Source organism: Halobacteriovorax sp. ZH5_bin.2 (assembly GCF_043196375.1).
In the GTDB taxonomy this organism is placed as follows: domain Bacteria; phylum Bdellovibrionota; class Bacteriovoracia; order Bacteriovoracales; family Bacteriovoracaceae; genus Halobacteriovorax_A.
Genome location: NZ_JBEBMJ010000006.1, coordinates 13,130 through 39,658, shown reverse-complemented (window position 1 = coordinate 39,658; position 26,529 = coordinate 13,130). Strand labels below are relative to the sequence as shown.

Here is a 26,529-nt window from a genome sequence, read left to right as displayed (position 1 = left end):
AAAAAGTTCCTCAGGTGTACTCAGATTATATTGAATCGAAGTGCTTGTTGAGTACACCTGAGGGTAATCGAAGTCACCCTATATTAGATGACTAAACTGCTGGCAAATTCAAAATTTACCTTCAGTTCCTTGTCACTAGATGCTGAAGCGTCCCTCGCCTCAACACTCGCGCTGGCCTGTTCTTGTTCGGCCGCTTCCGCGAAATAATTATCAATTGTTTGCTCGTAATCTTTTAGAAGTACTTCTTTAAGTTCTTCTTTCGATACTTTTAAAACACTACAAACTGTATTCAGTGAACGTAGTGGCACAGAGCATAGTCCGCGTTCAATATTACTTATAAATTGTCCGTTCTTATAACCTAGGCGGTACGACAATCCTTGTTGTGACACCTTAGGTGATAAAGAACGTCTTTTGACTCTAATTAATTCAGCGATGTTCTCAAACACTCTTCTTTCTTTCATCCATAACCTCCAGTTTTATTATTTACCAACTATTGTTATTGGTACAACATGATGATAATATGTTTAGGCAATATTATTTACTTACAAATACGTAAGGTTTACTATGTCAATAAAATTAAAGGCTTACACGTCAAATCACAAGAAAATCTTTAGGGAAGCGGAGATAGAGGCCCTCTATGGTGCCAAGTTTGAGTATTTAGATGAGCTTCCATTTGAACTTTCTCCAGGTGAAATACTCATTTTAGATTTAGATGAGATCACTGATGAGATCATTGAGAGGGCCCAGTACACGAGAGTTAAGTTTGTGACGCTGGTAGACACACTCAAGCAACACAACTTAAATCGCCTGCTACCAATTGGAGGCCATCTCTTTGCAGTTAAGGGCACACCGTTTGAAGATTTCATGGAAATTCTCACAAGCCGTATCCATCAAATGGAAATGTTTAAGATGCTCCATCTTGTTAGTCATACCGACACTGAATTATTTCGCTTTATCTTAAGGGCCGGCAACGGACAGAAGTCTAAATTAAGTGAACTCATTTTTGGCTCCACAAGTGAGAGCACGATGGATGTTAACTTAAGCCGCTTAAGAAAGAAGTTACGTGATCCTGAAATTGGTGATGATTTCTTTCGTATTATTACAAAGAGCGGAAGGCTTTATATTGTGAGTCGTTTAACGAATTACGAAATTCCAAAATATTTATTAGAAAAAAATTAAGATTTCATTGAAGTACTTTCAAGTAAAATTACTTGGAGGTAGAGATGAAAATTTTGGCCTACACAACAGATAATAGAAAGCTCTTTTATGCGGATGCTATTGAAGAAGCATTCGGACTTCCTATTGAGTACATTGAAGAACTACCTTCTAGTACAGGTATTGGGGAGCTTCTTATTATTGAACTCGATACTATCCCTGATGATTTAATTGAAGAGATTAAATACACCACACTTAAATATGTCTATGTTATCGAAGACTTCTCTCAAAGAAATCTTAATCGCTTCCTACCACTTGGAGGAAATCTTTGTGTCTTAAAGAGTATGAAAGTGGATGATTATATCGAGGCCCTCTTTGGCCGCTTTCATTTGATGGAAAAATATAAACTCTTTCATGTCATTAGTCGCACCGATATGGAACTCTTTCGCCTCATCAATCGCGTGGGAAATGGCGAAAAGGGGAAGCTCTCTGATATTCTCTTTGGTTCAACAAGTGAGAACACAATGGATGTAAGCCTTAGCCGCCTTCGTAAAAAACTTCGCGACCCTGAAATTGGAAATGATTTCTTTCGTATCATTACCAAGAAGGGAAGACTCTATTTGGTCAATCAGCTAAATAATTACAAAATTGATGAATCTCTCTTAGTTGAATAATTCTACTTCTGGCACTTCGGACAATAGTAAGTCCCACGCTGTGCAAGTGTGATCTTCTTCACTTGCGTCTTCTTACAAAGCTGACAAATCTTCTGATAGAACACCACAAGATTTTTTACGCCTTCACCTTTTTCACCAAAGGCATCTTGGTAGCCACCTGAAAAAGTCGTGCCCCCTGTTGCGATGGAATCATCAAGAACAATTCTTATGGCCATGAAAACTTTTTCTAACTCAAGCTTTGTGAGTGTCTTCATTCGACGAGTCGGGCGAACTCCAGCGTGAGCACAAATCTCACTTGCCATATAATTACCAACACCCGAAAAAAAATTCTGCTCCAAAAGAAATGGTTTTAAAACTTTATTAGGCCTTTCTTTTTTTAGCATCAAAAGATACTCAAGTGTGAACTCTGCCTTAGAAACATCTGGGCCTAGTCGAGTTAACCAAGTCGCTTCATTAGGTGGAGAGTAGAGATGAAAAACACCAAAGCGCCTCGGGTCAATATAGCCCAAGTGCAGCGGGCCTTTGGCATTTGTGCCAATGAGTTTTATGTGAGTATGCTTTTCAGTAATTTCTTCAGTTGCAATCCTCCACGATCCCGACATCCCTAATCCTGAAATCGCACGCCACTCATTGCCATGTGTATCGGTGAAAAAGAAGCGCAGAACTTTTCCCTGGCGTTCGACTCTTTGGAGAGTCATGCCCTGTGGGTTGAAGTCCTTGTCCTTCACAATTGAATCACTCACATCTGAGTAGACTACGTCTTGGATCTTCATTGGGAGAACGTGGGATAATTGTGATTTGATTGTCTCAACTTCTGGAAGTTCTGGCACTTTTCATTCCTTTTTTTGTGTGAGGAGTAGCTTAACATTTTCGAAAATTTTTTTGAATTTTTTTCGAGTTTTTTATCTTTAGGTGCGGTTTAGTTTGAGGTTGTAAGGTGTTCATTTTGTTATTGGGGTGGTTTGGATGGTGTGTATGTAGCTGGAATTGTTGAGGTTTTGGTGATGTGGGAGGGTTAAGTTTTAGGGGGAGGATGGCGATGGGGGACTGATTTAAAACTTTAGAGGGAGTACCAATGAAACTTGATGAGCTCAAAAAAGAGAAGTCTTTGTTATTTATCGATATCGAAACAATCAGTAAGAAAGATATTGTTCAAATAGGTATAACTAAATGGTGTAATGAGACACGTCAGCTTGAAGTTGTTTTTAATCAAATCGTAAATCCTAAAGTCGAACAACATGAAATAAATCGTTTTGCAGAATCTGTACATTTCGTTTCAGAGTATCAATGGGCCAAGGCAAATACTGTAAGAGAATATTACAGTGAGCTTTCGTCTAGTTTAAAGGATTCAGTTGTTCTTCATTGGGGAGGGCAAGATTGTAAGATTTTGAATGATACTTTTGATTATTTTGGTTTAGATTTAATCCCTTATCGATCAGTTAATTTATTCGATTTCTTTTTTGAACAAAAGAGACTTATCGATGCTGCTTCTGAAATTGGAATTAAGAATAATGCATTTCACGATGCTTCATTCGACTCTTTTGTAACAGGGGTACTATTTGCAGTACATCACTTCGACTATGAAATTTCACCAACAAATCATGCATTGATGAAAAAGTATGATGACGACTTTAAGTCCCATCATAAAGAATTTCGTGTGACTAAAATTAAGCAGGGTTCTGGAAAGTCTGGAGAGGTTTGCCTGACAGGCTTCAAGAAAGGTGAAAAATTAAAGATAGCAGAGACTCTTGCAGATCTAGGTTTTCGTATAAGAGAAAATGTTACGAAAGATTTGGATTATCTAATTGTGCCAAGTGGTGACTACAAGAGAAGTCCATCAAAAGAGAAGAAGGCTATTGATGGTGGGGCGAAAATTATTCAGTACGATGATTTTAAAAACTTTATAAATAAAAATGTTGCGTAAAAAAAATAAGACTTCAGTACATTTTTTTTACGCAAGATCAATAAAAGAAACCTTGAGAGTAGTTTTAACATTAAAAAGTTTTAATTAGAGCTCTTATGATTTTGTGTGTGAAGTGATTTGATAAGTAATACTTAAGGGAGAAGAACGTGTCTATAAATATACATTTCTACAAAGGTTCTCTTAACTGTATCGAAGATACTAAAACGTTAGAGAACTTATACGATATCAAGGATGGAGATCCGGAAAAGATTGCGTTAGTTCATATAAAATCTGAATTTCGAAAGGTTTTGCAAATTAATAATTTATCTTTTTTCCTAGGTGCTGGCTGTTCTTCTCTTGTCGATGGCGAAGGGAAAGAACTCGGAATCCCTGTGATTAAGCCTTTAACTAAATTAATTATTGATAAGCTTACGAAGACAGATGTAGATTATTTAAAGGATAAGGTAAAGATTAATCTCACAGATACTAATTTTTCAGATAACTTAGAAAAGATCATGGAGGTCTTGGAAAATTATAAGCTGTACCTCGCTTTGACCAATCAGTCTATTACATCTGTTGACAAGGTAATATCAAAAATCAAGTCTTTAGTTTTTGATCAGTGTAATTCCAGATCGGAAGAAGTTATTTCGGTTTATGAATCATTTTATAGAAAACTCATGATTAGAAATAATACACTCCAAAGGTGTACTATTGTTACACCCAATTATGATTTATTTAACGAATTAAGTGCAGAAAGAGTAGGCGTTGAGTATTGCAATGGCTTTTCTGGTTATCATGATAGACGTTTTAATCCAGGAGTTTTTTCTCATGTATATGCTGAAAAGATTGGAATAGGAACCAAGGTAACAACTATTAGTAACTTTGTATACTTACTTAAGTTACATGGTTCAATTTCTTGGATGAGTGATAAGCATAGCCTATATGGAGTGTCTGAAAAGTCTGTAGCTGCTGATGATAAAGGAAAAGATTTTGGTAATATGATGATTTATCCAACACCAGCAAAACAATCTTCAAGTATGTCATCTCCTTATTCTGATCTTTTTAGAATATTTCAGTCAAAGTTATCGGAGAAAGAGAATATTTTAATATCCTTGGGATATAGTTTCTCAGATGAACATATTAATAACGTCATATATCAAGCATTGTCCTCATCAAAGTTTAGATTAGTAGTGTTTTCTTCTGTGACTGATAAAGTGAAAAAGTTAATAAAGCTAGATGACCCTAGAATATGGGTTATTGGAGGAGAGTTTGAAAATGAGAATATTCACTATTTTAAGACTTTTATAGAAAAAATTTTGGAATCAGATATAAGTAATAAGAAAGAAGAGACAATTAAAAATACCTTGAAAAGCACTTTAGGTTAAAAATGAAAGATAAGGTCATTGGAAAAGTTGTAAAAATCAATACTGGAAGCATTGAAGCAGAGTTACTAGAAGGAGCAGAGAGTCATGTTGTTAACTCCTTTGAAGATATTTATGAACATTCTCTTTTGGAGAGTTATCTTGGAGTTCGTGTTGGTAGCGACATTGTAATTGGTGAGGTTGTTGGTTTAAAAGAGAGAGATTCAAGTCCCTCTGTTCAGAAGAATGAGTCATTCTCAAACGCAAAGAGTAAAGTTGCAAAGTATATAGAAATTGCACCAGTAGGGACCCTTTCGGTTTTTCCCGAAAAAGAGTTTGAGTTTGGAGTTTCTAAGTATCCACAGATCTATGCAGACGTAATCTTCGTTGGAAAAGAAGAGTTAGATATCATCTTTGATGTCAACAGTGCAGAAGAATACTTTGCCGACAGTAAAAATACGAAACTTAACTATCTTTCAGTAGGAAGAAGTACAACTTTTAAAAACTATGAAGTTAAAATTGAGCTTAATAAGTTTTTTGGTTCCCATAGTGCTGTGCTTGGAAATACAGGTAGTGGGAAGTCCTGCACAATCTCATCTGTACTTCAAAATCTTTTCAAAAAGACATCTTTCTCACCTCTTGGTGCAAGTTTTATAATTTTTGATGTAAATGGGGAGTACTCAGACGCATTAGATTACCTTAACTCTGAGTACGATAAAAAAGTTGTAACTGTTTCAAGTCTAGAACCAAAAGAAGGGGAGGAATTATTTGTTCTTCCTCACTGGTTCCTTTCTTTCGATGAATGGGCACTACTGTTAAAAGCAAGCGATAAGTCTCAAAAGCCTATCTTGAGGTTGGCTCTAGGTATGTCAGGATTGCTGGAAGGCGAAGAGGAGGGGACTGAAAAGTTGGTCGCACACTTGCTTGCTTCTTGTATAAAAGGAGCGTGGTTAAATTCTATGTCTCCCGTATCAACTGCTCAAGTAATGAAGGTTTTGTTAAGTAAGTTTGGCAATTCTCTCTTGGATCATACTATCTTGACGAAGTTCAAGTTCAATTCACAGTATGGTAACTTTCCTGATGGAAATGATCAAAAGTTTCTTGATGAACTAGAGTCCTTTGTTTTACCGAATGTTGAGATTCCTGCTTATTCAAATAAACCCTTTGCATTTAACAATATGGAAAAGTATTTAGAATTTGCAATTCTTTATGAGGAGGCTCATGGGAATAAACAAATAAGAGACTACTGTTCCCAGATGCTTACTCGCTTTAAGGCTCTAAAAGATTACGAGGAATTTGAGTTTTTGCGTGGTGACTTAGAAAGCTTTATCTCTAAAGAAGAGTATTGCAACAAGATGTTGGGATTGTCTGAAACGAAGGATGGTCTTGTTAAAACAAGTCAATTCACAATTTTGGATTTAAATGCTGCTGAAGATGATGTTGTTGAGATTTCAACAGCTGTTATCTCTAGAATGATTTTTGAGAGATTAAGAAAAGCTGAGAATAGGAATAAGTTTCCTGTTAATTTTGTTCTTGAAGAGGCTCATCGATACATTTCTGTAAATAGCGGTATAGATTTCGAAGCTAGAAAAATATTTGAAAGAATAGCAAAGGAAGGACGAAAATTTGGTTTGTTTATTCTTTTGTCCTCACAACGCCCTTCAGAACTATCAAAAACAGTACTGTCTCAATGCTCAAGTTTTATTGTTCATCGTATTATGAACCCTGATGATTTGATTCACATAAGAAAGATTGCGCCAAGTGCATCTGACGTAATAATCAATAGACTTGTAAGTTTGCCGACGAGACATGCTTTAGTATTTGGAGCAGCATCAAAACTACCAGCAATATTTAAGGTTAATAGGGCCGATCCATTACCAAAAAGTGATAATAATAAAGTTTCAGATAATTGGTTTGTCGAAGAAGGGAAAAAGATAAAGTTATAATTTTTTTAAAATATAATAAGATCCAGGTGCTTTTTATTTACGTATGGTCAATGAGAAAGACCTGAAACCGAAGTTATTAACTGGGAATAGTATATGAAAAATATGTTCTTTAAAGAGAAGGTGTTGTTTTACACTCAAACTGTTTTTCCGTTGATAGGAGGAGGAATGATGCTTGGTGGAGATGATCTTTCTTTAAAAGGAAGTGGCATTGTTATTATATTTATAGGAATTATTTTTTTACATAATTGGATGAATTCAATTTCCAAATAAATATAGTTTCATATATGAATCCGTCCCTTGAAACAAGATAAAGCAATAAGGTTCCTGGTGCTTTTTCTTTAAGCAATTTCAACGAAAAGGCACCTGGAATCAAAAAACTCATATGAGATAATAGAATAATTTGTAGCGATTGAATAAGTAGTTTCACTTTAAAGGAATGTTTCTTATGTACTTATCCTGTTCAATTAAATTTCCGATAAGTACATAAGGTTATACTTTAATTATTTAACTTATTTTCTTGGCGGGGGTGTCATGGTGGGGAAGACTGAAAAAGAAAGGGTTCGAGGTTATTTAAAAAGTACAAGAAAGAAAATAAAGTATGTATATCATGATAAGGAAAAATATTTTGGTATTGAAAGATACTTTACAATTATATTGTTAATAACGAGATTCTTTTCTGTGATAAGTCTTTTAAGATGTTCTGTCATAAACAAATATCTAACACTTAAGATTTGTATTGAGGTATGGGTGGTTTTAAAACCATTAATACTTTTCATACTATTGTGTATTAACATAGAGGAAAATATTCGTTTCTATATAGCTAGCTATTTTCTTTTTGACCTTTTTTCTGTCTTGTTTAACTTGGTATATTTAAGAGACTTAAATTCAGAGGCAATATCTTATAATAGGAATCTAATATTGCTAAACTTTAATTTTGCTGAGCTTGTATTGGGATTTTCTAATATATATTACTCTAACAATAGTCTTATTGCTAACTGTGAAAAAGTTCACAGTTGGGTCGATTATGTTTACTTTAGTTTAGCGACTTCTACAAGTGTTGGCTATGGTGACATGACAACAACAGATAAACCAACTGCTATTATTCAAATGTTTTTATCATTTATATTTATTGCGATTGTATTTTCTACTTATATTTCAAGAAGGGAAGAAAAATCAATAGAATTGAGAAAAGATACTTAAATCATTTGAAATTAGACGTGTTTATATATAGAACTATTCTTTAGGAGAAAGTATGTTTAATCTTAGAAAAGTTTTACGATTCTTATTTCCTAGTGAGAAGGTATCACGTTTAAAATATATTTTGTTAGGAACTGTTTTGCCTTTGGGGACCTTGCTTTTTAGCTTTAGGGCCTATGCTGATTACATTATGTTTGGTGACGATATTGATGGACCTATTTATTATCTTTTTCATTACTTTGAAAAACCGTGGGTGCCGGAACATTTAAGTGGTTGGGAAACTGCGCCTTTAGTCCTCAATCCTAGCTTTTTCTACGTTCAGATATTTGCAATTTTTCTGCTCATTTTTGTATTAATTAATTTTGCAGTATACACAACTCTTAGGACTCGAACAGTTATTCGTAATTTTCCAAAGGGTAGTGTTTCATTTATCTTTGCACTTATGGTGCAACCCTATGCTTTGATAGCTTTTATTTTCTTACTTCTTGTCTCTCCAGATGATATCTACCAAATTGAAAAACAATCTAGAATGCGAAACTATTTACTATTTGTATGCGGTGTCGTCGTTTTTACAATTACCTTAACTCTTTCAGATAATGGAAGCATGATTATTAACGATATTGATAAACTTCTTGAAACTAGTGGAATTAATTAGAAAGAGTTTTAAAATGATTCTAGGTCCTTTATCGTTGACTAGGCGTAAAGAAAAAGCACTAAGAACCAAAGTTTTATGAGCACTTTTTTACTTTTGTGAACTATAATTGAATTATGAAAATTGAAACTCAAAGACTTATCCTGGCCATCCCTTCTTTAGATCGAGTAGACGATATATTGAAGTTTTATCAAGACAATGAAGCGCATCTTGCACCTTGGGATCCTAAGAAACCCGAGAACTTCTTTACAAGAGAATTTTGGAAAGAGAAAACTCAAGCCGCTATCGATGAATTTGAAAATGGTGTGTCAGTTCGTTTTAATATCTATCTTAAAGATAGCAGTGATCTAATTGGAATGGTTAATTTCACAACTCTAGAAAGAGGCCCTTTTCAGAACTGTCGAGTTGGTTATAAATTAGGGGAGAGCTTTCAATCTCAAGGTTATATGAATGAGGCCCTATCTCGTGGAATCGAATACATTTTTGATGAATTAAATTTTCATCGTATCGTGGCCAATTATATTCCACATAATAAGCGCAGCGGAAATTTACTAAAGCGTCTCGGTTTTGAAGAACATGGTACTGCCAAGAACTACTTACATATTAATGGAAAGTGGCAGGATCATGTGCTGACAAGTAAAATAAATCCTAATTGGAATTAAATGTAACTGGATTCTAAAATTGAACTTTGCTTTTAAAAGTAAGTTTTTTAAATTCGCCTCCTCTTTCTAGTCACTTAATGCGGCTCTAACGAAAAAGTATCACGTACTAGGTGCTTGATGATTTAATCTAAAAAAGCCGCATTAAGATCCTGCTCGAAAATCCATTCAACAACATCATTATAATGCTCGATAGACTTGGCCTTCTTCACCTTCTTATAAACCTTGTGTTCATTTTCAAAAATGTCTTTGAAGTAGAGCCAGTGACCGCGCATCTTTTGCAGATAGTCTGACTTGGCATTATCCATCGAGAGGTATTCTTCAGTCATAAGCTTGTGCATTTCAATGAATTTTGCCAGGTAAGTTTGCTCGTTAAATTTGGAACCTTTGATTTGGGCTATGAGAGCTGGGTTTGAGAGGCCCGCGCGTCCTACCATCCAGCGATTAATCTGTGGAAATCTTGCCTTATAGGCCTTGAAGTCTTCGACCGTATTAATATCTCCGTTATAGCAGGGAGGTGTATTTAAAAGAGGTAGGCACTCTTCAAAGGCATCAAGATCCACGCCGCCAACATAAATCTGTTTTCCGTAGCGAGCATGGATTGTGAAATCATTAATTTCCAATTTATTGATCATGGGAATGATCTCTTTTATCTCAGAGACATCCTCACGCCCAAGGCGAATCTTAACCGTAAATTCGATGGGACATTTTTCTTTAATTCCCGTTAAGAGTTTTTCTACTTTATCAGGATGAAGTAGAAGACCTGATCCCTTCGTTCGATTGGCAACCATTGGATAAGGACACCCCATATTCAAATTAACTTTTTTAACACCAAAGTCTTTATAGATATTGGCCACATACAAGAATTGATCAATTTCCTTTGTGAGGATTTGGGCCGTTGTAGGAATAAGGTTCTTCTCTGGTAGAACATCATGAAGCTGACGTTGGTTGAGCTCGTTTGATTCTTTCGTCACAATATAGGGAGCGATGGCACTATCAGCGCCAGAAAAGGTCTGCTCCAAGGCATTGCGATAAACATAGTTGGTTACGCCGCGAATGGGGGCGAGGACCAGGTGATCAGTAAAACTCATAGCTCATTTACTACACCAAAATCGTTCCTTTGGTATAGAAGAATCAAGGGGCCGTGTAACATATAAATCTTTCACGATTATATTTGTTTAACGTGTGATTATTATATGTGTGTTAAATCTATCTCACCGCAAATAATTGGAAAATATTATGAAAAAGCTATTATTAGGATTAATTCTTTTATCCCTAAACACATATGCCTCTCTTGGTGGAGAAGAGATTTATAATTATCAATTCATGCGAGTTGGTACAGTAAATGGCTGCAAGGCCGTTTTATTAGAAGACGATATTGCAATTACGGCGGCCCATTGTGTAGTCGGTGGAGCAAATGAATTCTTATTTCATATGAAGCTATATGATGGGAGAAATCTATCTGCTGACTGGATTCCAGTTAAGAATATTGTCATTCATCCAAAGTACAATAGTAAAAAGAAGTAGACATATGATCTTGCCCTTGTTTTCTTAGAACGTGTACCTTCTGAATCGATTGATTATTTCAAAAAAGCTCCATTAGAGCTGAATAAGAAATTTTTAATTTCGAATGATTCAAGTGCACCCTTGGTGCTTTTTTCTCAACTTTCAAGTGGCCAGGGCGGCGTGGCCCCATGGTATCTATCTGAAGTAAAATTAAAGAAGAATTTCAAAAATCGCCCGGCGAATTCTTATCTTCCAGCTGAGAATAACAAGGTTTGTCCTGGGGACAGCGGTGCTCCGATATTTTCAGTTACTGAATCTGGTGAATATCAATTGCATGCTCTCGTTAGTGGGGGAACAGAAAACTTAAAGTACTTCATTGAGAGAAACTATCGTAACCTAAGAGGATACTTTGTTCTCGCACCTCAATGTGATGATGTTTTGAAAACATTCTATGCCGTTCCGCTTGTAAGGCATCTGGAATGGATCAACGCCACGATAAAAAGCTCCCTTAATTAAAGTTCCATGTGCTTTACCTTTGCACAAGACTCTTAATCCTCTCGATTGATCTAAGTGTCTGGAATTAATGACTTTTGTCTAAACTTTTTACAGATAAATAGTTCATGTATTTCAACTTAGTCCTATATGCATTTAGATGTCATGATATTTTTTATTTAGAAAAATGAATTTATGAACTGAAAAACACACGATCCAAAGGGAGTATCTTATGAAAAAAATGCTATTAACTACTATGTTACTTATGTCCACTTCAGCATTTGCAGGGACAAATGATGTCGCTAGAACGTCTTATAAGCCCCTTAAAACCGTAGTACCAACTGGAAAGGCATTTACATTTGAGCGTAATATTACGTTAAAAGCGGGAACAAGTTCAAAGGTCATCGCTGGAGATAACTCAACATTTTGTAGATTGCATTACACTAAAAATGACAAAACAGATAGAATCATAAGCACAGGAAGTAAGCTTAATATTCATAAAGTATCACAACAACTTAATGAAGTTTTTAAAGATACAATGACTTCAACAATGGTAATCTCATTTAATATCTTAGAATATAGCGTGAAAATAGATCTAAGCAAATCAGGTAAGACATATCTTAACTGCTTTAAAAATAGAGAAGAAAATTCTGTAGCTGGTTTTCATGAAGTAAGAAGTGATGCAGAAGCTTTTACTAATGATGAACTTAGAGATTTATTACTAGACACTGTAGTAGTTCCAAGGTTTGAAAAAGTTGTAATTAAACCTGTAGCTTTTGAGGCCGACTAGATTAAAGTTGTTAGGAGTTCATATGAGAAATTACTTCTTTATTTTAGTATCGCTACTCACGCTTTGTTCAACGAAGGTGCTTGCCTCTGATTTTGAATATGTAAGTTCAAATAATGAGTCTATTTTAGACTATGATGAAACTAAAGTTTTATGTGAAGTTGTTATGAATATGAATAGTGGTGCTACAACTTTAGGTTTCATAAAGAAGTACTCAAATAAAATTCCAAGTAAAAGCTCTTACTATTTTCTTCGTGAATACGGAACTAGTATCAATTGCTATGGTAGGTCCTTTATTTATTTTGTTCTATATAAGGGCCATGATGACGATATTAAAGCACTGCTCGATGCAGGTTATGACGTTAATTGGATCATTGAAGACACACGTGGCAGAAAAATGACGATGCTAGATTATTTGAATATTTTGTATAAAGAAGAGACAAACGAAATATATAAAGACTTAATTAGAACAAAGATTAAAAGGGTTAGGCGTGCAAGAGGAAAGACATGCACTCAACTCAAGTACGATATTTGTGAATTCCAGTAAATATGTTCCATGTGCTTTATCTTTGCATAACGCAAATTTAAAGCACACTGATCTATCTCAATTACAAATCAAAAAAACGAACTTCAGATCCATCCCATCCAATTTGAAAACTATGATCCTTCTTTCCAGCGAAAGTTACGTCAACAACTTTTGAATCACGCTTGAGTCGATAAAGAAGAATAATCTTATTTATTAAGCTTAGATCGAGTGGGTTAGGAAGACGTATATCGTCCACAGTTGGGCGTTTGTCGATTCGGTCTTCAACATCACGAACGATTTGCGATATGAAGATTATGATTGCACCAGTTTCTTTTGCATAAGTTTTAAGCTTCTCCGCCTGAGTTTGTAGAGGTGGATTGGTTCGCTTTTCATCGAGGAGTTGTAGATAGTCCACTATGATAAATGAGCCAGGAGCGATCTTTTCTTTTGTTTTCTTGATGATGTAGTCTGCGCTGATGTCATCGGAGTAGTTGAGTTCAAAGCGATCATTATTTTCGCCAATGCTTTGGTCATAAGTTCCAATACGGGCAGCATATTCTTTGTGAGTGTGGGCCAGTGTAAAGCAGAAGCTTTTTGTGCGATTGGCATTGATGGCTTGAACGAAGAGGCCAAGGGCAAAGCTTGTTTTTCCCATGCCCGGTCTTGCTCCAATGAGAATAAGGTCGCCATTGTTTAAGTAGTCTAAGATGTCGCTATACTTTTGTGGTAAGAGTTCTTGGGACTTGGACATCAATAGTGACCAAGAAGAGAAGCCTTCTTTGCGTGCAATTTGGTCTAGTGCTTCGGACATGGTAATGTCTTGCTCTTTCTTCAACTTTTTGGCATGACTTTTTAAAACGAAAATAGGTGATGATAATTTCATCTGAAACCTCCAACTTGGCCGTATAAACAATCCCTTCTTATGTCCTAGCCTTATTAAAGGTTAGATATAGAAATTTGATTCATTCTGCACTCTAGTGCTTTCCCTTTGAAGGGGGGAGGCGTGAATAATCACCTAGCTAATATGTTAGTGCTCAATGAGGGTTTGTGCAAGCACTAGTTCAGTATCGATGAACTAGAACGCTTATAGTTTACTGAAAACCCTTGTTGCGCCTGAGCTTAGGGAAGAGATGCTCTTGGAGTGCCTCAAGCATGAAAAATCTGCAAAGGGGCAATAAAAAAAGAGACGATACGAAATAATATGTTAAGTAACATAAAATACAAATTTTAAGGATTTACATATGAATAAGGCATTCTTCTTAATTGCTCTAGCGATCTCTCTAAATGCAAGTGCGGCAATGGACTTCAATAAGGTTCGTAATATGTTTAAAGAGGGAAGTTCTCTGAGCAGTCCACAAATACTTAATGAGATTCAAGGCAGAGTTTGGAATGGCCGCTGTTATCAGCCAGATTCAGTTAATGAGAAATTAGGTAGCATTCTCTATATCAGAAAAAATAAATCATATGAGCTCTTAACAGTAGTTTCTAATTATGAGAACTATCTTGATTCGATGACTAGATTTGAACTTCTGGACAAGTATGAAGATTCATTCTCAGAACTGAATTTAGAGTCTGACCTTAATATTTCTCATAACAGTGGGAATAGAACGATTTACAGAGGCTCAGGCGAGTATCTCGTGTCCAAGTATCGAAACTTCACTGGGAATTTAAGATACTGCATCTATTTCGAAAGATAATTAAGTATAAAATGTTCTTATCTCACCTCTGTTAAAAACTTATTTTTCTTATCTATGATTTCTGATCATTATTGATTAACTAAATGGAGGGAAGAATGAAATCTATTATTATCATGACCTGCGCGGTCTTATCATTAAACGTTTTTGCACTAGATATTGGTACTGCTAGAGTTGAGTCTCTATACTTTCAGGTTACATGGTGAGGCGAATTTTCATCACCGTATTGATTTTCGATCACCAAGTATTATTGCAGTTGCTAAGCAAAAATTTTCTTGTATTACTTTTTAAAGAAAAAGACCGTTTTCAACCTATGTAAAGGAAATCAAAAAATACCCACGCTATATTAACTCCATAATCAACAAACGATGAAGGAGAAAATATGCGTATGTTATTTAAGGTTTCAGCTTTACTACTTACTCTAGGTCTAGGGACTAACACTTTGGCCAAGTCAAATCAAAAGGTTCTTATCGTGGTAACTAGTCACGACAAACTAGGTAATACTGGCAAGAAGACTGGTTTTTGGTTACCAGAATTAACTCATCCGTATTACGAATTAACTAAGGCAGGTATTAAAGTTGATATCGCCAGTCCACAAGGTGGAAGTGCACCGATTGATATGAATAGCTTTGTCGAAAAAGATAGCTTTAATGATCGCTTCTTAAAAGATGCAAAGCTTATGGCCAAGGTCATTCGCACAATTCCACTAGCAAAGATTAAACCAAAAGATTACGCGGCCGTCATTTATAGTGGTGGTTCAGGAGCAATGTGGGACTTTGCTAATAACAAGGATGTTAATCGTATCTCAAAAGAGCTCTATGAAATGGCGGGAGTTGTCTCAGCAATTTGTCATGGAACGGCCGCGCTTTCTGATATCAAATTATCTAATGGAAAGTATCTTATCGATGGTAAGAAGTTTGCCGCTTTCACAAGAGAAGAAGAGGCGTTGATTGAACAACTTGAGATCATTCCTTTCTTACTAGAAGAGAAGCTAGCTCAAAGAGGTGGCAAGCATATCTATGGTAATGCCTGGAGTGAGAATGTCATCGTCGATGAAAGATTGGTTACAGGGCAAAATCCTGCCTCCGCAAAGCAAGCAACACTTAAAGTTATTGAATTAATAAAGAAATAAATAAATTCTCCCACCCGTTTAAAGGTGGGAGCTCTTTAACTCACTAACACGTTGATTTCGCGAAAAGATAGCGCGTATCTTCTTGTCAATACTATTTGGTTAATATAGCCTTTTAGGCGTGATGGTAAAAATAAAACTCCTTTTAACGGTTACTCTTTTTCACGCTACTTTGCTGAATGCAAGCTTCGCAAGTGAAATAAAGACGATCGAAATCTCGACTCCTAAATGGGATGGCTTTACGAATAAAGACGGAACAGGGCTTTATTTTGAACTGGTAAAAAAAGCTTACTCTCTTTCAAATATCAAAGTTAATTATACATTCGTTCCATGGCCTAGGGCCGTTAAGTATGTAAATGAAAATTTCAAAGATGCCATGCTCGGAGCTTATAATAGTGATGAAGAATCAATCTATCCAAATTATCCAATCGATGTCGAATATACACTTGTGATCTATAAAAAGAGTTCTCTAAAAGCTTGGAAAGGTGTAGAGGGCCTAAAGGGTCAAAGAGTCTATTGGGTTCGTGGCTATAATTACCATGAATATATAAAAACTAAATTAGACTGGAGAGAGCTTCAAGATACTAATCAAGGTTTAAAACTTTTAGAAAAGGATCGAATAAAGTTCTTTATCGACTCTAATAATACCCTTATGCCTAAATTAAAAGAATTAAAGTTTGATTTAAGTAAATATGTCATTAAGCCAGTTATTACAAAGAATCTCTATGTCAGATTCTCTCGTACTAAGAAGTCACAAGAGCTTATTAAGATCTTTGATCAGAATATGGCCAGACTACTTAAGACTAAAGACCTCGAAAAAATCTATAAAAAGTGGAATCATAAAATGCCAGATTTTACTAATATCGATAAATAGTAGGTAAGAGTTTCATTAAAATCAAAAATAGAATTAAAAAAGTAGAAGTTTAAAGTTATATTAATTCCCATGGAAGAGAATTATACACAGATTTTAGAAAGGATTTATGCTGAAATCCTACCAATTATTGGCAAGGGAAATGTTGCTGACTATATCCCCGAACTAAGTAAGGTTGACCCTAACCAATTCGGTATGTCGATTTGTACCAATAATGGGCATGAGTATATTATTGGTAACGCCCAAAAGTCATTTTCCATTCAATCAATCTCTAAAGTCTTTTCATTAGTTCTGGCGTATCAGAAACTCGACTCAAAATTATGGTCTCGTGTAGGCCTTGAGCCTTCTGGAAACCGCTTTGATTCACTTGTGCTTCTTGAAAATGAAGGGGGAATTCCTCGCAATCCATTTATCAATGCTGGTGCCATCGTTGTCGTGGATACGCTAATTGACCTCTATGACGATCCTGTGAATGAGGTTTTAAAATTTGTTCGCGAGCTAAGTGGTAACGATAGTATTTTTATTAATGAGTCTGTAAGGGCCTCAGAGCTTGAATGTGCTAATCGAAATTATGCCCTGACATACTTCATGAAAAGCTTTGGTAATATTAATAATGAAGTTTCAAAAGTCATTGATGTTTATACAACAATTTGTTCGATCGAAATGTCATGTGTTGACCTAGCAAGATCTTTTAGACTTTTTAGTTCGAATGGACAAAACCCTTGGAATGGAAAGAAGATTTTAACGAAGAGTCAAAATAAGAGAATGAATGCCATAATGATGACATGTGGTCTCTATAACTCTGTAGGAGACTTTGCCTACCGAGTTGGAATTCCTGCAAAGTCTGGAGTTGGTGGGGGTATCGTTGGTGTAATCCCAAATGAGATGTCGATTTCAACTTGGTCACCTTGCTTAGATGATACAGGAAACTCTTTAGCGGGAATTGAAGCACTAGAGCTTTTTACAACATATTCTGAGCAATCAATTTACTAAAAGATTAAAGTTGTAAGAGACATTCTTTTGCCTTAAATGGGCCAAAATCTTCACCTTTTAATAACTCTTCGTAACATGGGGCCAAGTCGTCTTCACTGATTATTTTATCTGCTGTTAACTCGAGACAGTTAAATGTATAAGTCGCAAAATCTTTTGTTTCCTTTGCCATCGCTGTACAAAATTCAGCAGCAGGTTTACTAAAGCGAGAGTTTGCAGCATAGCTTAGGCATTGATAACCATTGAACGTCGAGTACTTGGCCACCTCATCACAAGTTGCTAAGATATTATCATCAAATTCTTTATTTACAGAAACCTCAACGCAGGCAACTGCATTCACTGAGTTCTCTTTTACTTCTTTTGCAATATTAATACAGTTTTGAGCAGCATTCTCTGGATAGCTTTTCCCCACTGCTTTTCTTACACAAGTCATAGCATAGTATGTTGAGTAATTTGCAATCTCTGAACAAATAGGAATAACGTTGGTATCTAAAGGTCCACCATTTTTTATGATCCTCTTACAAAGTGAAGCATCTTGAGGATACTTCTTACCAATTTTTTTACATAACTCATTTTCAGATGCCTTAGTTGCAAAAGTTAAAGAGATAAGTGCAACGATGATAATTTGTTTTTTAATCATATATATTCCTAGGTGTAATTTAATTTGTTTAATGTAATTGATTTAACCAAGGAATGTACAGATTACAAAGTGAACTATGTATTAATTATTGAGCTAAATTTTTTGCCAGCACATATAGGCCTCATCTGCTAGTTCTAGCAGCTGCTTATCTTCTGCGGTGTCACCATAGGCGAAGATCTTTTCAAAGCTTGAGAGGTCATACTTCTCTTTAACTCTCTTGGCCTTCATATAACCAGTACAATCGCCATTATGATAGCTTCCTGTACAGATACCAGCTCTAGTTTCTAGAGAGGAGCAGATAAGCTCAAATCCATTTTCCTCACACCATGGGGCAAGGTAGATATCCAAAGAAGCCGATACGATGACAATCTTACTTCCAAGTTTTCGATGACGCTCAATCTCTTCTTGGGCATTATTTCTAATAACTTTTGGAAGAAATGATTTGGAAAAGCTAAGGCCTTGATCTTTAAGTTTTGAAGCATTCTGTCTTGTATAGGCATACTTGACGATGAGGGCGCGCATTCTTGGCCCTGAAAGAAGCTTTAATTTATAGGCCAACACAAAGGGAGAGAGTAAGAATTTACCAAGTCTTAGCTTTCTCTTGCTAACTGAATAATAGATAAATTCTGTAAATGTATCTTTGAAGGTTATCGTTCCATCAAAATCAAATAGGGCCAAGTTCATGATGAAATTTTAAGGTAAGCTAGACAGCATGTCATGAAATAAAAAGGCCCTTAAATAAGGGCCTTTGAGTGTTATCTACTTTGAAGCCAACTTAAAACAAGGTTGTAATAATTTGTTTCAAATTCGCCATAGCTCGATAGGGGGGAGGTTGAGCTATTTAAGATATCATTAAATTGATATTCAAAATTATTCATCACATTGGCCGGGGCAACACAGGCACCAGTAAAGACTCGATCAGAAGGACAGGGAGCTGTGTCGATTGTATCAAGGCCATGCCAACGATCTTTTTGTATAAATAATTTAAAGGCACTTGTCCCTAAACCTTGTGATTGGAGGTATGCTACGATTGTCGTATATAGGGGATAAGCATTGTAACTCCCTGACTCGGCCTGACCGTCAGCGACGATATTACGTGATGGTGCATACTTATTGTGGTAGCTTGCCCACTGCTTAGCACTCAGAATAGGAGCACCTGATGATAGCTCTGCTAAACCTTCAACCCACCAACCTGGTGTAACATTAAAGCCATGTTCATTATGATTGAATTGAGAGTCTAAGATATGCATAAGCTCATGTTTATGGAGAGTATACTCATAACTAAAGCCATTATCAGCATTACTATTATAGGCACTAACAACGAGTGCTGACCCGTGACCTGATCCATGGGATGAAGTTCTGTTAAGGACACAAATACCAATCCTTCCACCAAAGGCAACAGTGATTAGATCTGTGTTATTTAAGTTGAGATGACCAGCAAACATCTCAAGATTAACTTCTGCCATTGCTACAATCTTTTGTAGAATGCTTTGTGGAACACTATCGCTTTCTGCTGCTATCTCAAAATGATCTGACCAAAAAGCTGGCCTTCCATGACATGCAGGTTCTTCATAATGTTGTGTTCTGGAAATATAGACTCCACCATCTGTTGAGCTCGGCTTTGTTGTAATTGCAGGAACCATATTCATCTTACTTTTGACTTTCTCAATACTAAGGCCACTTGCGCCCCAACCGAAATTGCCTCCATTTGCCTGAGGTTCATCATCTCCTCCAGGGTCACACGAAGTAAGAAGTGAAGAGATTATTAAGAGTAGAAATGTGAAGGTTGATACTTTTTTTAACATCAATATCCTTTTTTTACTGTATGTTATTGAATTTATTATTGTAGCACTAGGTGTGATAGGTGTTTACTAAGGGTATTTTCTATCTATCGATTGAATCTATTGGAATAAGCTAATTGATAAGAAGTACAAACTCATGGCCAAAGCATCGTTTTCGACGTAGCAATAGGACCCATAATAAATTAGGGGACCACTTATGAAATCACTTTTATTAGCAGTACTATTTTTAACTCCATCATTCTCTTTTGCTGCTTCAGAAAGTCAGTTAATTAATACTTTAGAAAATGCGCTACGCTTTGAAGGTTATGTTGTTCTTGATCAAGTGAAAGAAAATGGCGAGTACACAGAAGTTGATTTCTATGTCGGCGCTTATGGTGAAGAGAGATTCACAAGTTGCTTACTAAGAAATGATCAATTAGTCAGCTGTAAGGATAATTGGTTTAAGCTATAAACTGGTAGAAAAGATATAAAAAAGCCCTAATCAATGAAAAGGGCTTTTTTGTTAAGCCGCACACGCAACGATGTGCTGTACGCAGAGTGGTCATTCTCAAACAAGAACTATCACTAACTACATATTATCAGTAAAACATATTCATAGATTTAATTTTGGTTAAATTCTTCTAAATCTTACATATCCATGTAAGTGCTGTGTTTTAAGGATTCCTAGAGATAAGATTTCCTATGTCCTCTAGACTAAATAAGTCTTATGGGGTAACATCCTCCTCGATATCGAGGAAAATTTGAATATTAGTAATAAAGCAGTCCATGCATACATTAATTACATCGTCGAAAATAATGATGATCCTAAGTCTTTCTTTGAAAGCTTAGGTTATGACTATTCTCTTATTAGTGATGAAAAAAAGTATATGACATGGAATGATTACCGCCTCATTACGGAATCTCTTAATGACAAATACGATAAGTTCTATGAAGGAATGACTAAACACGGCCTAACAAATAAGTACGTTAAACGAGTCCTTGATATTCTTTCAAGAATGATTAGCTTTCGTTTTGTAGGTGACTTCATTTTAAAGTATTCGTTTAAAACATTCTATACAGATGCTGTGAAGATAGAGCTGGTTGAAACAGGGAAAACTTCTTTTGATATTAAGCTTACCTTTGATCGACCTGAAGATATTTTTCCAGTCTTTGTTGATATGTATCGTATTGTCTTCTTGGCCCTACCAAGAATGGTTTCTGAGTCCATGTCTTGGGATGTGGAGATTACTCAAAATGAGAATGTCTTGATATACCACGTTGATGAGTATTCAAGCGCACCGTCTATTTTTGCTACTATTCAGATATTTATTTTAAGACTATTTAAACTCGATAAATATTATAAGAATCTTATTATTGAAAACCTTCAGCATAATAACGAATTGGAAAGAGCAAATCTTGAGCTAGAGATGGCCGAAAAAAAGATTCGTGAGGCCCATAAAGAAGTCTTACTTGCCAATCGCATTATTAGCCATGATATCGCAAATAAGATGCTTATTGTTGAGCATGTGAAAAGGCTTATCTCTCGCGGAGAAGTAGAAAAGGCCAATCAGAAATTGGATCTCTATTATAAGTCAGTAAAGGCGATCATTGAAAATACGAGAAATGTTGTCGATGACAATTCAAACTCATTTAATATGTCTGATGTTTCGATTAAAGAAATGCTGGAAGAGCTGATTTTTGAATATCAGGATCAGGCATCAGAGAAGAATATCAAATTAGTTCTCGATTCAAATGTTGATGCGCAATTTTCGATAAGGACAAATAAAGAAGCACTAAAAGATAGTGTCTTAGGAAATATCCTTCAAAATGCGATTAAATTTTCTCCTGAAAACTCAGAAGTTAAATTTAAGCTAGAAGTAACTGGTAGTGAATTCTATCTTTCTTGTAAAGATCACGGTGTTGGGATTGAGGCAAGTTTAGTGAATGAAATCAACCGAAATGAAGATAAGATCTTTAAGAGTACGGTTGGAACACATGGTGAGAAGGGAAGAGGACTTGGCCTATTCATCATTCGTAAAGTTTGTCGTGAACTCGGGCTACATGTTCGCTTTGTTTCTGAACTTGGAAATGGAACGAAGGTCATTATCTCACAACCATACAAATGTTGATTCATTCTGTTTCATCATATGGCGACATGTAATATCAATTTCCTTATTATTCGGATAAATTCTTAATGTATTAGTTAGTGCCATTGGTTGATTAAATTCAGAGATCTTATGTTTTGTTGTCGTCGTCACAGGGACAAAGCTACAGGCCACGGCCTTTGTTGAGATAAAGCAGCCTTCTTCATCATTCTTTTTCAACACATATAAAATATCAGAATTAAGATCGCCCTTGAGGACAAAGATTAGAACGGCTCCATCACCAAGTTGCTTATGAAAGACCGCAGGAAGGTCATAAGCACCTGCTGTAAAGATTGCCCTGTCATAAGGTGCGTCCTCGATATATCCCTCTGTAGCATCACCTTGCATAATCTTCACATTCTTTATATGAAGTCTGTCTAAGCAGGAGTTGGCCCTGTCGACGAGTTCGGGAATAATTTCAATACTGATAACTCGGCCATCCTTTCCGATAATATGGCCCATTAAAGCCGCATTCCATCCACTACCTGAGCCAAGTTCAAAAACTTTGTGCCCTGGTTTGAGCTCTAGAAAGTCGAGTATTGTTAAGACAAACGAAGGCTGTGAAATTGTGGATATGACCTGTTCATCTCCAAAGATAGCAAGGGGATGATCAGCATAAAGTATTGAAAGATACTCTTCAAGATTTTCATCTGTAATGGTGATCCACTTATCTGGATAGTCTCTGAGGTAAGGGACGAACATATGGCGTGGAACACTATAGTAGGCATCGATAACTTCCTTCGAAAAACCTGTGTTTTGAGCGATAAAACGATCTTGAAATTCTTTATATAATTCCGTCATTCACTTAGATTAATGATTAATAAGAATTTTCTCAAAGTAAGATTGGTAAAAACAAGGCTTAAGAAAGTTTAGCTCATCATTGTCATAACTTTTACTTTTTAATATATTTTGTTCATGAAAATTGAAACTCAACGTCTTATTTTGGCCATCCCTAAAGCTGGGGATGAGGTTGCGACACTCGAATTCTATAGAGAAAATGAAGAGCACTTGGCCCCTTGGGATCCTAAGAAGCCTGATGACTTCTACACATTAGATTATTGGGCAAATAAGGGCAAGGCCGCAAAAGAGGAGTTTGAAAATGAGACTTCTGTTCGTTTTAATCTATTCTTAAAGGATAGCAACGACCTCATCGGTATGGTTAATTTTACAACTCTTGAAAGGGGACCTTTTCAGAATTGTCGTGTTGGCTACAAATTAGGTGAAAAGTTTCAAGGATACGGTTATATGAGAGAGGCCCTCTCTGCTGGTCTTGAATATCTATTTAATGAACTTAATTTTCACCGTGTGGAGGCCAATTATATTCCACAGAATTTACGCAGTGGAAATGTATTAAAGGCCCTAGGTTTTGAAGAACATGGAATTGCCAAAAACTACTTAATGATAGCAGGTAAGTGGCAAGACCATGTCCTAACAAGTAAGTTAAATCCAAATTGGAGAGCTTAATCTAAGGTAAGCTAGGTATTTTTGTTAGCTCTCTCATAACTTCTTCTTTTGTTTCTAGCGTTGAAAGAAAGGCCATGATGTCCTCACGATCTTGTTTTTCAATTTCTATCCCAAGCTGAACCTTTCCCATGATATAGATCGCTTGATCTAAGCTGGCCACACTTCCATCATGAAAGTAAGGGGCCGTTTTAGTCACATTACGAAGAGGTGGAACCTTGAAGTATTCTTTATCATCTTCATTCTTTGTGAAATTATAGCGTCCAAGATCTCTTTTAATAGATTTTGTGTATTGGTAAGGGTCTTCGACAACACCAAATTTTTGATACATTTCACCACCAAGTAATTGGCCACTATGACAACCAATACAGCCGTATTCCACAAACTTCTTCAGGCCTCTTGTTTCTTTTGTTGTTAGGCGCTGTACATCGCCATCAAGATAATCATCAAAGCGAGAGGGACCTACAAGTGTGCGCTCAAAGGCACCAATTGCTTGGGCACTTAGTTGTGCAAGCTTCTTAGCATCTTCCTTTTTGATATTTATAGCAAATGCCTTAGAAAAGTCCTGTGCATAATTATTGCTAACGAGTTTCTCTTTTAGGTGCTCTTCATTATCAAGGTTAAAAGGTACTTTGATAAAGAATGACTTAATTGCTTGTTCTTCGACATCTTTTCGATTTCCATCCCAGTGCTGTGAAATCTGTCCTGCTGTATTGATGAGGGTTTGAGCATTGCGAGGCGCTGAACGATCTTTAGTCCCCTTCGATTTTTTCAGGCCATCTGAGAAGTGAAGTTGTGGTAGGTGACATCTCGAACAACTTACGGTTCCATCTCTACTTAATCTCGTGTCATAGAATAACTTTTGTCCTAGTGTGATGACTTCTTCCTTAGGCCTTTGTTCCCCAAAGTATTTGATGGAATTTAGGCTAGTACCAAAGAGATCTGATACTGGATTAGTACTCGTACAGGACGTGATAATAAATATTGATAAGAATAATATTTGTTTCATTTTACTTCCTCTTGTTAAGTTTGTTAGGTCTTCGTAGAGGAGGTCTAAATTGTTACATAAAATATAATTTCTTAATAATATTAGTCGCTTATATGTTTGTTTGAGTGTATTGCTAAAGTATTTTAAAAACTGAACCGATACATGACTTATGAAAAAAATAAGCGTTCTTTTATTCTTAGCTACTTCCATATTTGCTCGAAATGAAGTTGACCACTACAAGTACTCTCAAAAGTGTCCGGATGGTTACCTTTATAAACTAACGGAAGTGAATGGAAAGAATAAGACTACTACATTTAGTTGTGTGGCCGACTCTGGGAAGGTTCACCCTGAGTATTCATTTAGAATTGCAAATTGGAAGAGTGGAGATTATCTACTAGAAGAGAATGCTGGAAAAGTTACAACGAAATTTAAATATAATAAAGAAGGGAAGGTTCAATCAGTTACGCAATCTCTAAAAGGCGTGAACTTTTCAAATAAATGTGATTTTAATTATAAGGCCGGAAAGCTTGTCCCAACTAAGAATTCTCAATGTAAGGAAATTCAAAAAGAATTCGGTAATATGACAACATCAATCAAGCATGAGGTCTTTTGTGAACCTAATGCTACTGAGTCTGCATGTACAACAAGTGATGGCCGTGTCTTTAGGCCTTCAACAAAAGAAACAGGTGTTCTTAGGTACTTCTATGAGAACGGGCATGTTGTTGATGAAGTTGAGGTTTCGCCGTCTTCAAATAGTCGTGCAATTTCTAAGTAAATGACTTGTTTCAAAACTCTAAATTTATCTCGCTCAACACTTGAGGCCCTAACTGGTCTTGGCTACATTGAGGCCACACCAATTCAAGAAAAGTCGATACCACCATTACTCGAGGGGGCAGACCTTCTTGGTATCGCGCAAACTGGTACCGGGAAAACTGCTGCCTTTTCTCTACCTATTATTGAAAAATTTATTAAGAATAAGATAGAGATTGCTCCTAATCATTGTCGTGCCATTATACTTGCTCCCACTAGAGAGCTTGCTACCCAAATAAATGATAGCATCATCTCATTTGCAAAGGGGACGTGCCTAAGAGCTGCCTTAATTATTGGAGGAGTCAGTAAAGATCCACAAATCGTTTCCATGAGTTCAGGTGTGGACATTGTTATTGCAACTCCTGGCCGCTTCATTGATCTCATGAATGATGGTGCCATTAAAGTTTCACACACGGAGTTCTTTGTTTTAGATGAAGCCGATATGATGCTTGATATGGGATTTTATGAAGGAGTTAATGACATTGCAAAAAAGATTCCGATGACTCGTCAAACGGTTCTACTTTCGGCAACCATGCCAAAAGAAATCGAGGCCCTCGCGAATGCAATACTAAGAGATCCAATAAAAGTCGAGATTACTCCAGAGTCATCAACTGTTGATAAGATTAAGCAATCTGTTTATTTTACATTGGCCGAAAATAAGAACTACTTGCTCTTAAGTTTACTCGAAGATAAATCAAAGTCGCGTATACTTATTTTTTGTAAGGCCAAGTACGCTGTTGCTGAACTTGTCGAGTTACTTAATCGTAGTGAGATCAGTGTCGGAGAAATTCATAGTAACCTAACACAGGGGCAGAGGAATAAGGCCATTGAAGATTTCACAAATGGTGAGATACGAGTCCTCGTTGCAACAGATATTGCCTCTCGTGGAATTGATATTGATAATGTGGACATGGTCATAAATTATAATATGCCAGAAGATGCTACTTATTACGTTCACCGAATTGGACGAACAGCAAGGGCCAATAGAGCGGGAGCAGCTATATCCCTATGTAGTGAAAAAGATCTACCATTTCTTAGAAATATACAAAAGCTAATTGGAACGAAAATTACTCAGGTACTAGATCATCCCTTCCATCACGATTATCCCTTTACAAAACCTAAGTCAAAGAAGCGTTATCGAGGACATCGCCGACGCTAGCTTT

31 protein-coding genes are annotated in these 26,529 nt (G+C 36.2%); 22 read left to right on the top strand and 9 right to left on the bottom strand.

Translation table 11 applies throughout. From position 1 onward, the window contains the following. Nucleotides 1–83 precede the first annotated feature (83 nt). A complete protein-coding gene (locus ABMA76_RS14185; RefSeq protein ID WP_392911568.1) occupies nucleotides 84–461 on the bottom strand; it encodes a hypothetical protein in 378 nt (125 codons plus the stop codon). A gap of 103 nt (nucleotides 462–564) precedes the next feature. On the opposite strand from ABMA76_RS14185, the gene ABMA76_RS14180 reads away from it, so the two are divergent. Further along, nucleotides 565–1,179: a hypothetical protein gene (locus ABMA76_RS14180; protein ID WP_392911570.1), complete on the top strand. Its 615-nt coding sequence runs from the start codon at nucleotides 565–567 to the stop codon at nucleotides 1,177–1,179. A gap of 44 nt (nucleotides 1,180–1,223) precedes the next feature. Next, entirely contained in the window at nucleotides 1,224–1,829 is a 606-nt protein-coding gene (locus tag ABMA76_RS14175) for a hypothetical protein (RefSeq protein WP_393061935.1), read from the top strand. Between the two features lie 2 nt (nucleotides 1,830–1,831). Here the strand turns inward: ABMA76_RS14175 and ABMA76_RS14170 are convergent, their stop codons facing one another. Then, nucleotides 1,832–2,659, bottom strand: a complete 828-nt coding sequence (locus tag ABMA76_RS14170) for an Fpg/Nei family DNA glycosylase (RefSeq protein ID WP_393061933.1) — start codon at nucleotides 2,657–2,659, stop codon at nucleotides 1,832–1,834. A 245-nt stretch (nucleotides 2,660–2,904) separates the two neighbouring features. On the opposite strand from ABMA76_RS14170, the gene ABMA76_RS14165 reads away from it, so the two are divergent. The 7 genes from ABMA76_RS14165 to ABMA76_RS14135 all read left to right on the top strand — a co-directional run bounded on the left by ABMA76_RS14165 (nucleotide 2,905) and on the right by ABMA76_RS14135 (nucleotide 9,550). Next, the gene (locus ABMA76_RS14165) at nucleotides 2,905–3,753 is read left to right on the top strand and encodes a hypothetical protein (protein WP_392911576.1); all 849 of its coding nucleotides are present in this window, start codon (nucleotides 2,905–2,907) and stop codon (nucleotides 3,751–3,753) included. A gap of 146 nt (nucleotides 3,754–3,899) precedes the next feature. Continuing rightward, on the top strand, nucleotides 3,900–5,117 hold the full coding sequence (locus tag ABMA76_RS14160) for an SIR2 family protein (RefSeq protein ID WP_392911578.1): 1,218 nt from the start codon (nucleotides 3,900–3,902) through the stop codon (nucleotides 5,115–5,117). 2 nt (nucleotides 5,118–5,119) lie between these two features. Further along, nucleotides 5,120–7,039, top strand: coding sequence for an ATP-binding protein (locus ABMA76_RS14155; protein WP_392911580.1), 1,920 nt, complete (start codon nucleotides 5,120–5,122; stop codon nucleotides 7,037–7,039). Nucleotides 7,040–7,132: 93 nt separating this feature from the next. Further along, nucleotides 7,133–7,309 carry a hypothetical protein gene (locus tag ABMA76_RS14150; RefSeq protein ID WP_392911582.1) on the top strand — a complete coding sequence of 59 codons (177 nt, stop codon included), beginning with the start codon at nucleotides 7,133–7,135 and terminating at the stop codon, nucleotides 7,307–7,309. A gap of 261 nt (nucleotides 7,310–7,570) precedes the next feature. Next, nucleotides 7,571–8,239: an ion channel gene (locus ABMA76_RS14145; protein WP_392911584.1), complete on the top strand. Its 669-nt coding sequence runs from the start codon at nucleotides 7,571–7,573 to the stop codon at nucleotides 8,237–8,239. 52 nt (nucleotides 8,240–8,291) lie between these two features. After that, nucleotides 8,292–8,891 (top strand): hypothetical protein, encoded by a 600-nt coding sequence (locus ABMA76_RS14140; RefSeq protein WP_392911586.1) that lies wholly within the window; start codon nucleotides 8,292–8,294, stop codon nucleotides 8,889–8,891. Between the two features lie 113 nt (nucleotides 8,892–9,004). After that, the gene (locus tag ABMA76_RS14135) at nucleotides 9,005–9,550 is read left to right on the top strand and encodes a GNAT family N-acetyltransferase (protein WP_393061931.1); all 546 of its coding nucleotides are present in this window, start codon (nucleotides 9,005–9,007) and stop codon (nucleotides 9,548–9,550) included. 122 nt (nucleotides 9,551–9,672) lie between these two features. On the opposite strand, the gene ABMA76_RS14130 is transcribed toward ABMA76_RS14135, so the two are convergent. Next, a complete protein-coding gene (locus tag ABMA76_RS14130; RefSeq protein WP_392911591.1) occupies nucleotides 9,673–10,638 on the bottom strand; it encodes a tRNA-dihydrouridine synthase family protein in 966 nt (321 codons plus the stop codon). 148 nt (nucleotides 10,639–10,786) lie between these two features. Here ABMA76_RS14130 and ABMA76_RS14125 point away from each other — a divergent pair, with 148 nt between their 5' ends. The 4 genes from ABMA76_RS14125 to ABMA76_RS14110 all read left to right on the top strand — a co-directional run bounded on the left by ABMA76_RS14125 (nucleotide 10,787) and on the right by ABMA76_RS14110 (nucleotide 12,879). Then, complete coding sequence (locus ABMA76_RS14125; RefSeq protein ID WP_393061929.1) at nucleotides 10,787–11,074, top strand: trypsin-like serine protease; 288 nt, start codon at nucleotides 10,787–10,789, stop codon at nucleotides 11,072–11,074. 123 nt (nucleotides 11,075–11,197) lie between these two features. Further along, nucleotides 11,198–11,569, top strand: a complete 372-nt coding sequence (locus ABMA76_RS14120) for a hypothetical protein (protein ID WP_393061927.1) — start codon at nucleotides 11,198–11,200, stop codon at nucleotides 11,567–11,569. 241 nt (nucleotides 11,570–11,810) lie between these two features. Beyond that, nucleotides 11,811–12,335 carry a hypothetical protein gene (locus ABMA76_RS14115; RefSeq protein ID WP_392911595.1) on the top strand — a complete coding sequence of 175 codons (525 nt, stop codon included), beginning with the start codon at nucleotides 11,811–11,813 and terminating at the stop codon, nucleotides 12,333–12,335. Nucleotides 12,336–12,357: 22 nt separating this feature from the next. Continuing rightward, entirely contained in the window at nucleotides 12,358–12,879 is a 522-nt protein-coding gene (locus ABMA76_RS14110; RefSeq protein WP_393061925.1) for a hypothetical protein, read from the top strand. 61 nt (nucleotides 12,880–12,940) lie between these two features. On the opposite strand, the gene ABMA76_RS14105 is transcribed toward ABMA76_RS14110, so the two are convergent. Next, complete coding sequence (locus ABMA76_RS14105) at nucleotides 12,941–13,741, bottom strand: DNA helicase (protein WP_392911599.1); 801 nt, start codon at nucleotides 13,739–13,741, stop codon at nucleotides 12,941–12,943. Nucleotides 13,742–14,099: 358 nt separating this feature from the next. Between ABMA76_RS14105 and ABMA76_RS14100 the strand changes: the two genes are divergently transcribed. The 4 genes from ABMA76_RS14100 (at nucleotide 14,100) to ABMA76_RS14085 (ending at nucleotide 17,545) form a co-directional block, all read left to right on the top strand. Continuing rightward, entirely contained in the window at nucleotides 14,100–14,555 is a 456-nt protein-coding gene (locus tag ABMA76_RS14100; protein WP_392911601.1) for a hypothetical protein, read from the top strand. 379 nt (nucleotides 14,556–14,934) lie between these two features. Beyond that, nucleotides 14,935–15,684, top strand: coding sequence for a type 1 glutamine amidotransferase domain-containing protein (locus tag ABMA76_RS14095; RefSeq protein WP_392911603.1), 750 nt, complete (start codon nucleotides 14,935–14,937; stop codon nucleotides 15,682–15,684). A 118-nt stretch (nucleotides 15,685–15,802) separates the two neighbouring features. Further along, a complete protein-coding gene (locus tag ABMA76_RS14090) occupies nucleotides 15,803–16,555 on the top strand; it encodes a substrate-binding periplasmic protein (RefSeq protein ID WP_392911605.1) in 753 nt (250 codons plus the stop codon). A gap of 69 nt (nucleotides 16,556–16,624) precedes the next feature. After that, nucleotides 16,625–17,545 (top strand): glutaminase, encoded by a 921-nt coding sequence (locus ABMA76_RS14085; protein WP_393061923.1) that lies wholly within the window; start codon nucleotides 16,625–16,627, stop codon nucleotides 17,543–17,545. A 4-nt stretch (nucleotides 17,546–17,549) separates the two neighbouring features. On the opposite strand, the gene ABMA76_RS14080 is transcribed toward ABMA76_RS14085, so the two are convergent. From ABMA76_RS14080 to ABMA76_RS14070, 3 genes are all read right to left on the bottom strand, one after another. Further along, the gene (locus ABMA76_RS14080; protein ID WP_393061921.1) at nucleotides 17,550–18,182 is read right to left on the bottom strand and encodes a hypothetical protein; all 633 of its coding nucleotides are present in this window, start codon (nucleotides 18,180–18,182) and stop codon (nucleotides 17,550–17,552) included. A gap of 93 nt (nucleotides 18,183–18,275) precedes the next feature. Then, a complete protein-coding gene (locus ABMA76_RS14075) occupies nucleotides 18,276–18,866 on the bottom strand; it encodes an HAD-IB family hydrolase (RefSeq protein ID WP_393061919.1) in 591 nt (196 codons plus the stop codon). Nucleotides 18,867–18,937: 71 nt separating this feature from the next. Beyond that, nucleotides 18,938–19,987: a hypothetical protein gene (locus ABMA76_RS14070; RefSeq protein ID WP_393061917.1), complete on the bottom strand. Its 1,050-nt coding sequence runs from the start codon at nucleotides 19,985–19,987 to the stop codon at nucleotides 18,938–18,940. A 193-nt stretch (nucleotides 19,988–20,180) separates the two neighbouring features. Between ABMA76_RS14070 and ABMA76_RS14065 the strand changes: the two genes are divergently transcribed. Beyond that, on the top strand, nucleotides 20,181–20,435 hold the full coding sequence (locus tag ABMA76_RS14065; RefSeq protein ID WP_393061915.1) for a hypothetical protein: 255 nt from the start codon (nucleotides 20,181–20,183) through the stop codon (nucleotides 20,433–20,435). 289 nt (nucleotides 20,436–20,724) lie between these two features. Next, entirely contained in the window at nucleotides 20,725–22,092 is a 1,368-nt protein-coding gene (locus tag ABMA76_RS14060) for an ATP-binding protein (protein ID WP_393061913.1), read from the top strand. Here ABMA76_RS14060 and ABMA76_RS14055 read toward each other — a convergent pair. Further along, nucleotides 22,072–22,908 carry a protein-L-isoaspartate O-methyltransferase gene (locus ABMA76_RS14055; RefSeq protein WP_392911618.1) on the bottom strand — a complete coding sequence of 279 codons (837 nt, stop codon included), beginning with the start codon at nucleotides 22,906–22,908 and terminating at the stop codon, nucleotides 22,072–22,074. The two genes, ABMA76_RS14060 and ABMA76_RS14055, sit on opposite strands and share 21 nt — an antisense overlap. Before the next feature lie 114 nt (nucleotides 22,909–23,022). On the opposite strand from ABMA76_RS14055, the gene ABMA76_RS14050 reads away from it, so the two are divergent. Further along, complete coding sequence (locus ABMA76_RS14050) at nucleotides 23,023–23,571, top strand: GNAT family N-acetyltransferase (protein ID WP_392911620.1); 549 nt, start codon at nucleotides 23,023–23,025, stop codon at nucleotides 23,569–23,571. A gap of 1 nt (nucleotide 23,572) precedes the next feature. Here the strand turns inward: ABMA76_RS14050 and ABMA76_RS14045 are convergent, their stop codons facing one another. Next, nucleotides 23,573–24,577 (bottom strand): cytochrome-c peroxidase, encoded by a 1,005-nt coding sequence (locus tag ABMA76_RS14045; protein WP_392911622.1) that lies wholly within the window; start codon nucleotides 24,575–24,577, stop codon nucleotides 23,573–23,575. Nucleotides 24,578–24,725: 148 nt separating this feature from the next. Between ABMA76_RS14045 and ABMA76_RS14040 the strand changes: the two genes are divergently transcribed. Beyond that, nucleotides 24,726–25,331 (top strand): hypothetical protein, encoded by a 606-nt coding sequence (locus tag ABMA76_RS14040; protein WP_392911624.1) that lies wholly within the window; start codon nucleotides 24,726–24,728, stop codon nucleotides 25,329–25,331. Continuing rightward, entirely contained in the window at nucleotides 25,332–26,525 is a 1,194-nt protein-coding gene (locus ABMA76_RS14035) for a DEAD/DEAH box helicase (protein ID WP_393061911.1), read from the top strand. It abuts the gene before it with no gap. The last annotated feature ends 4 nt before the right edge of the window (nucleotides 26,526–26,529 follow it).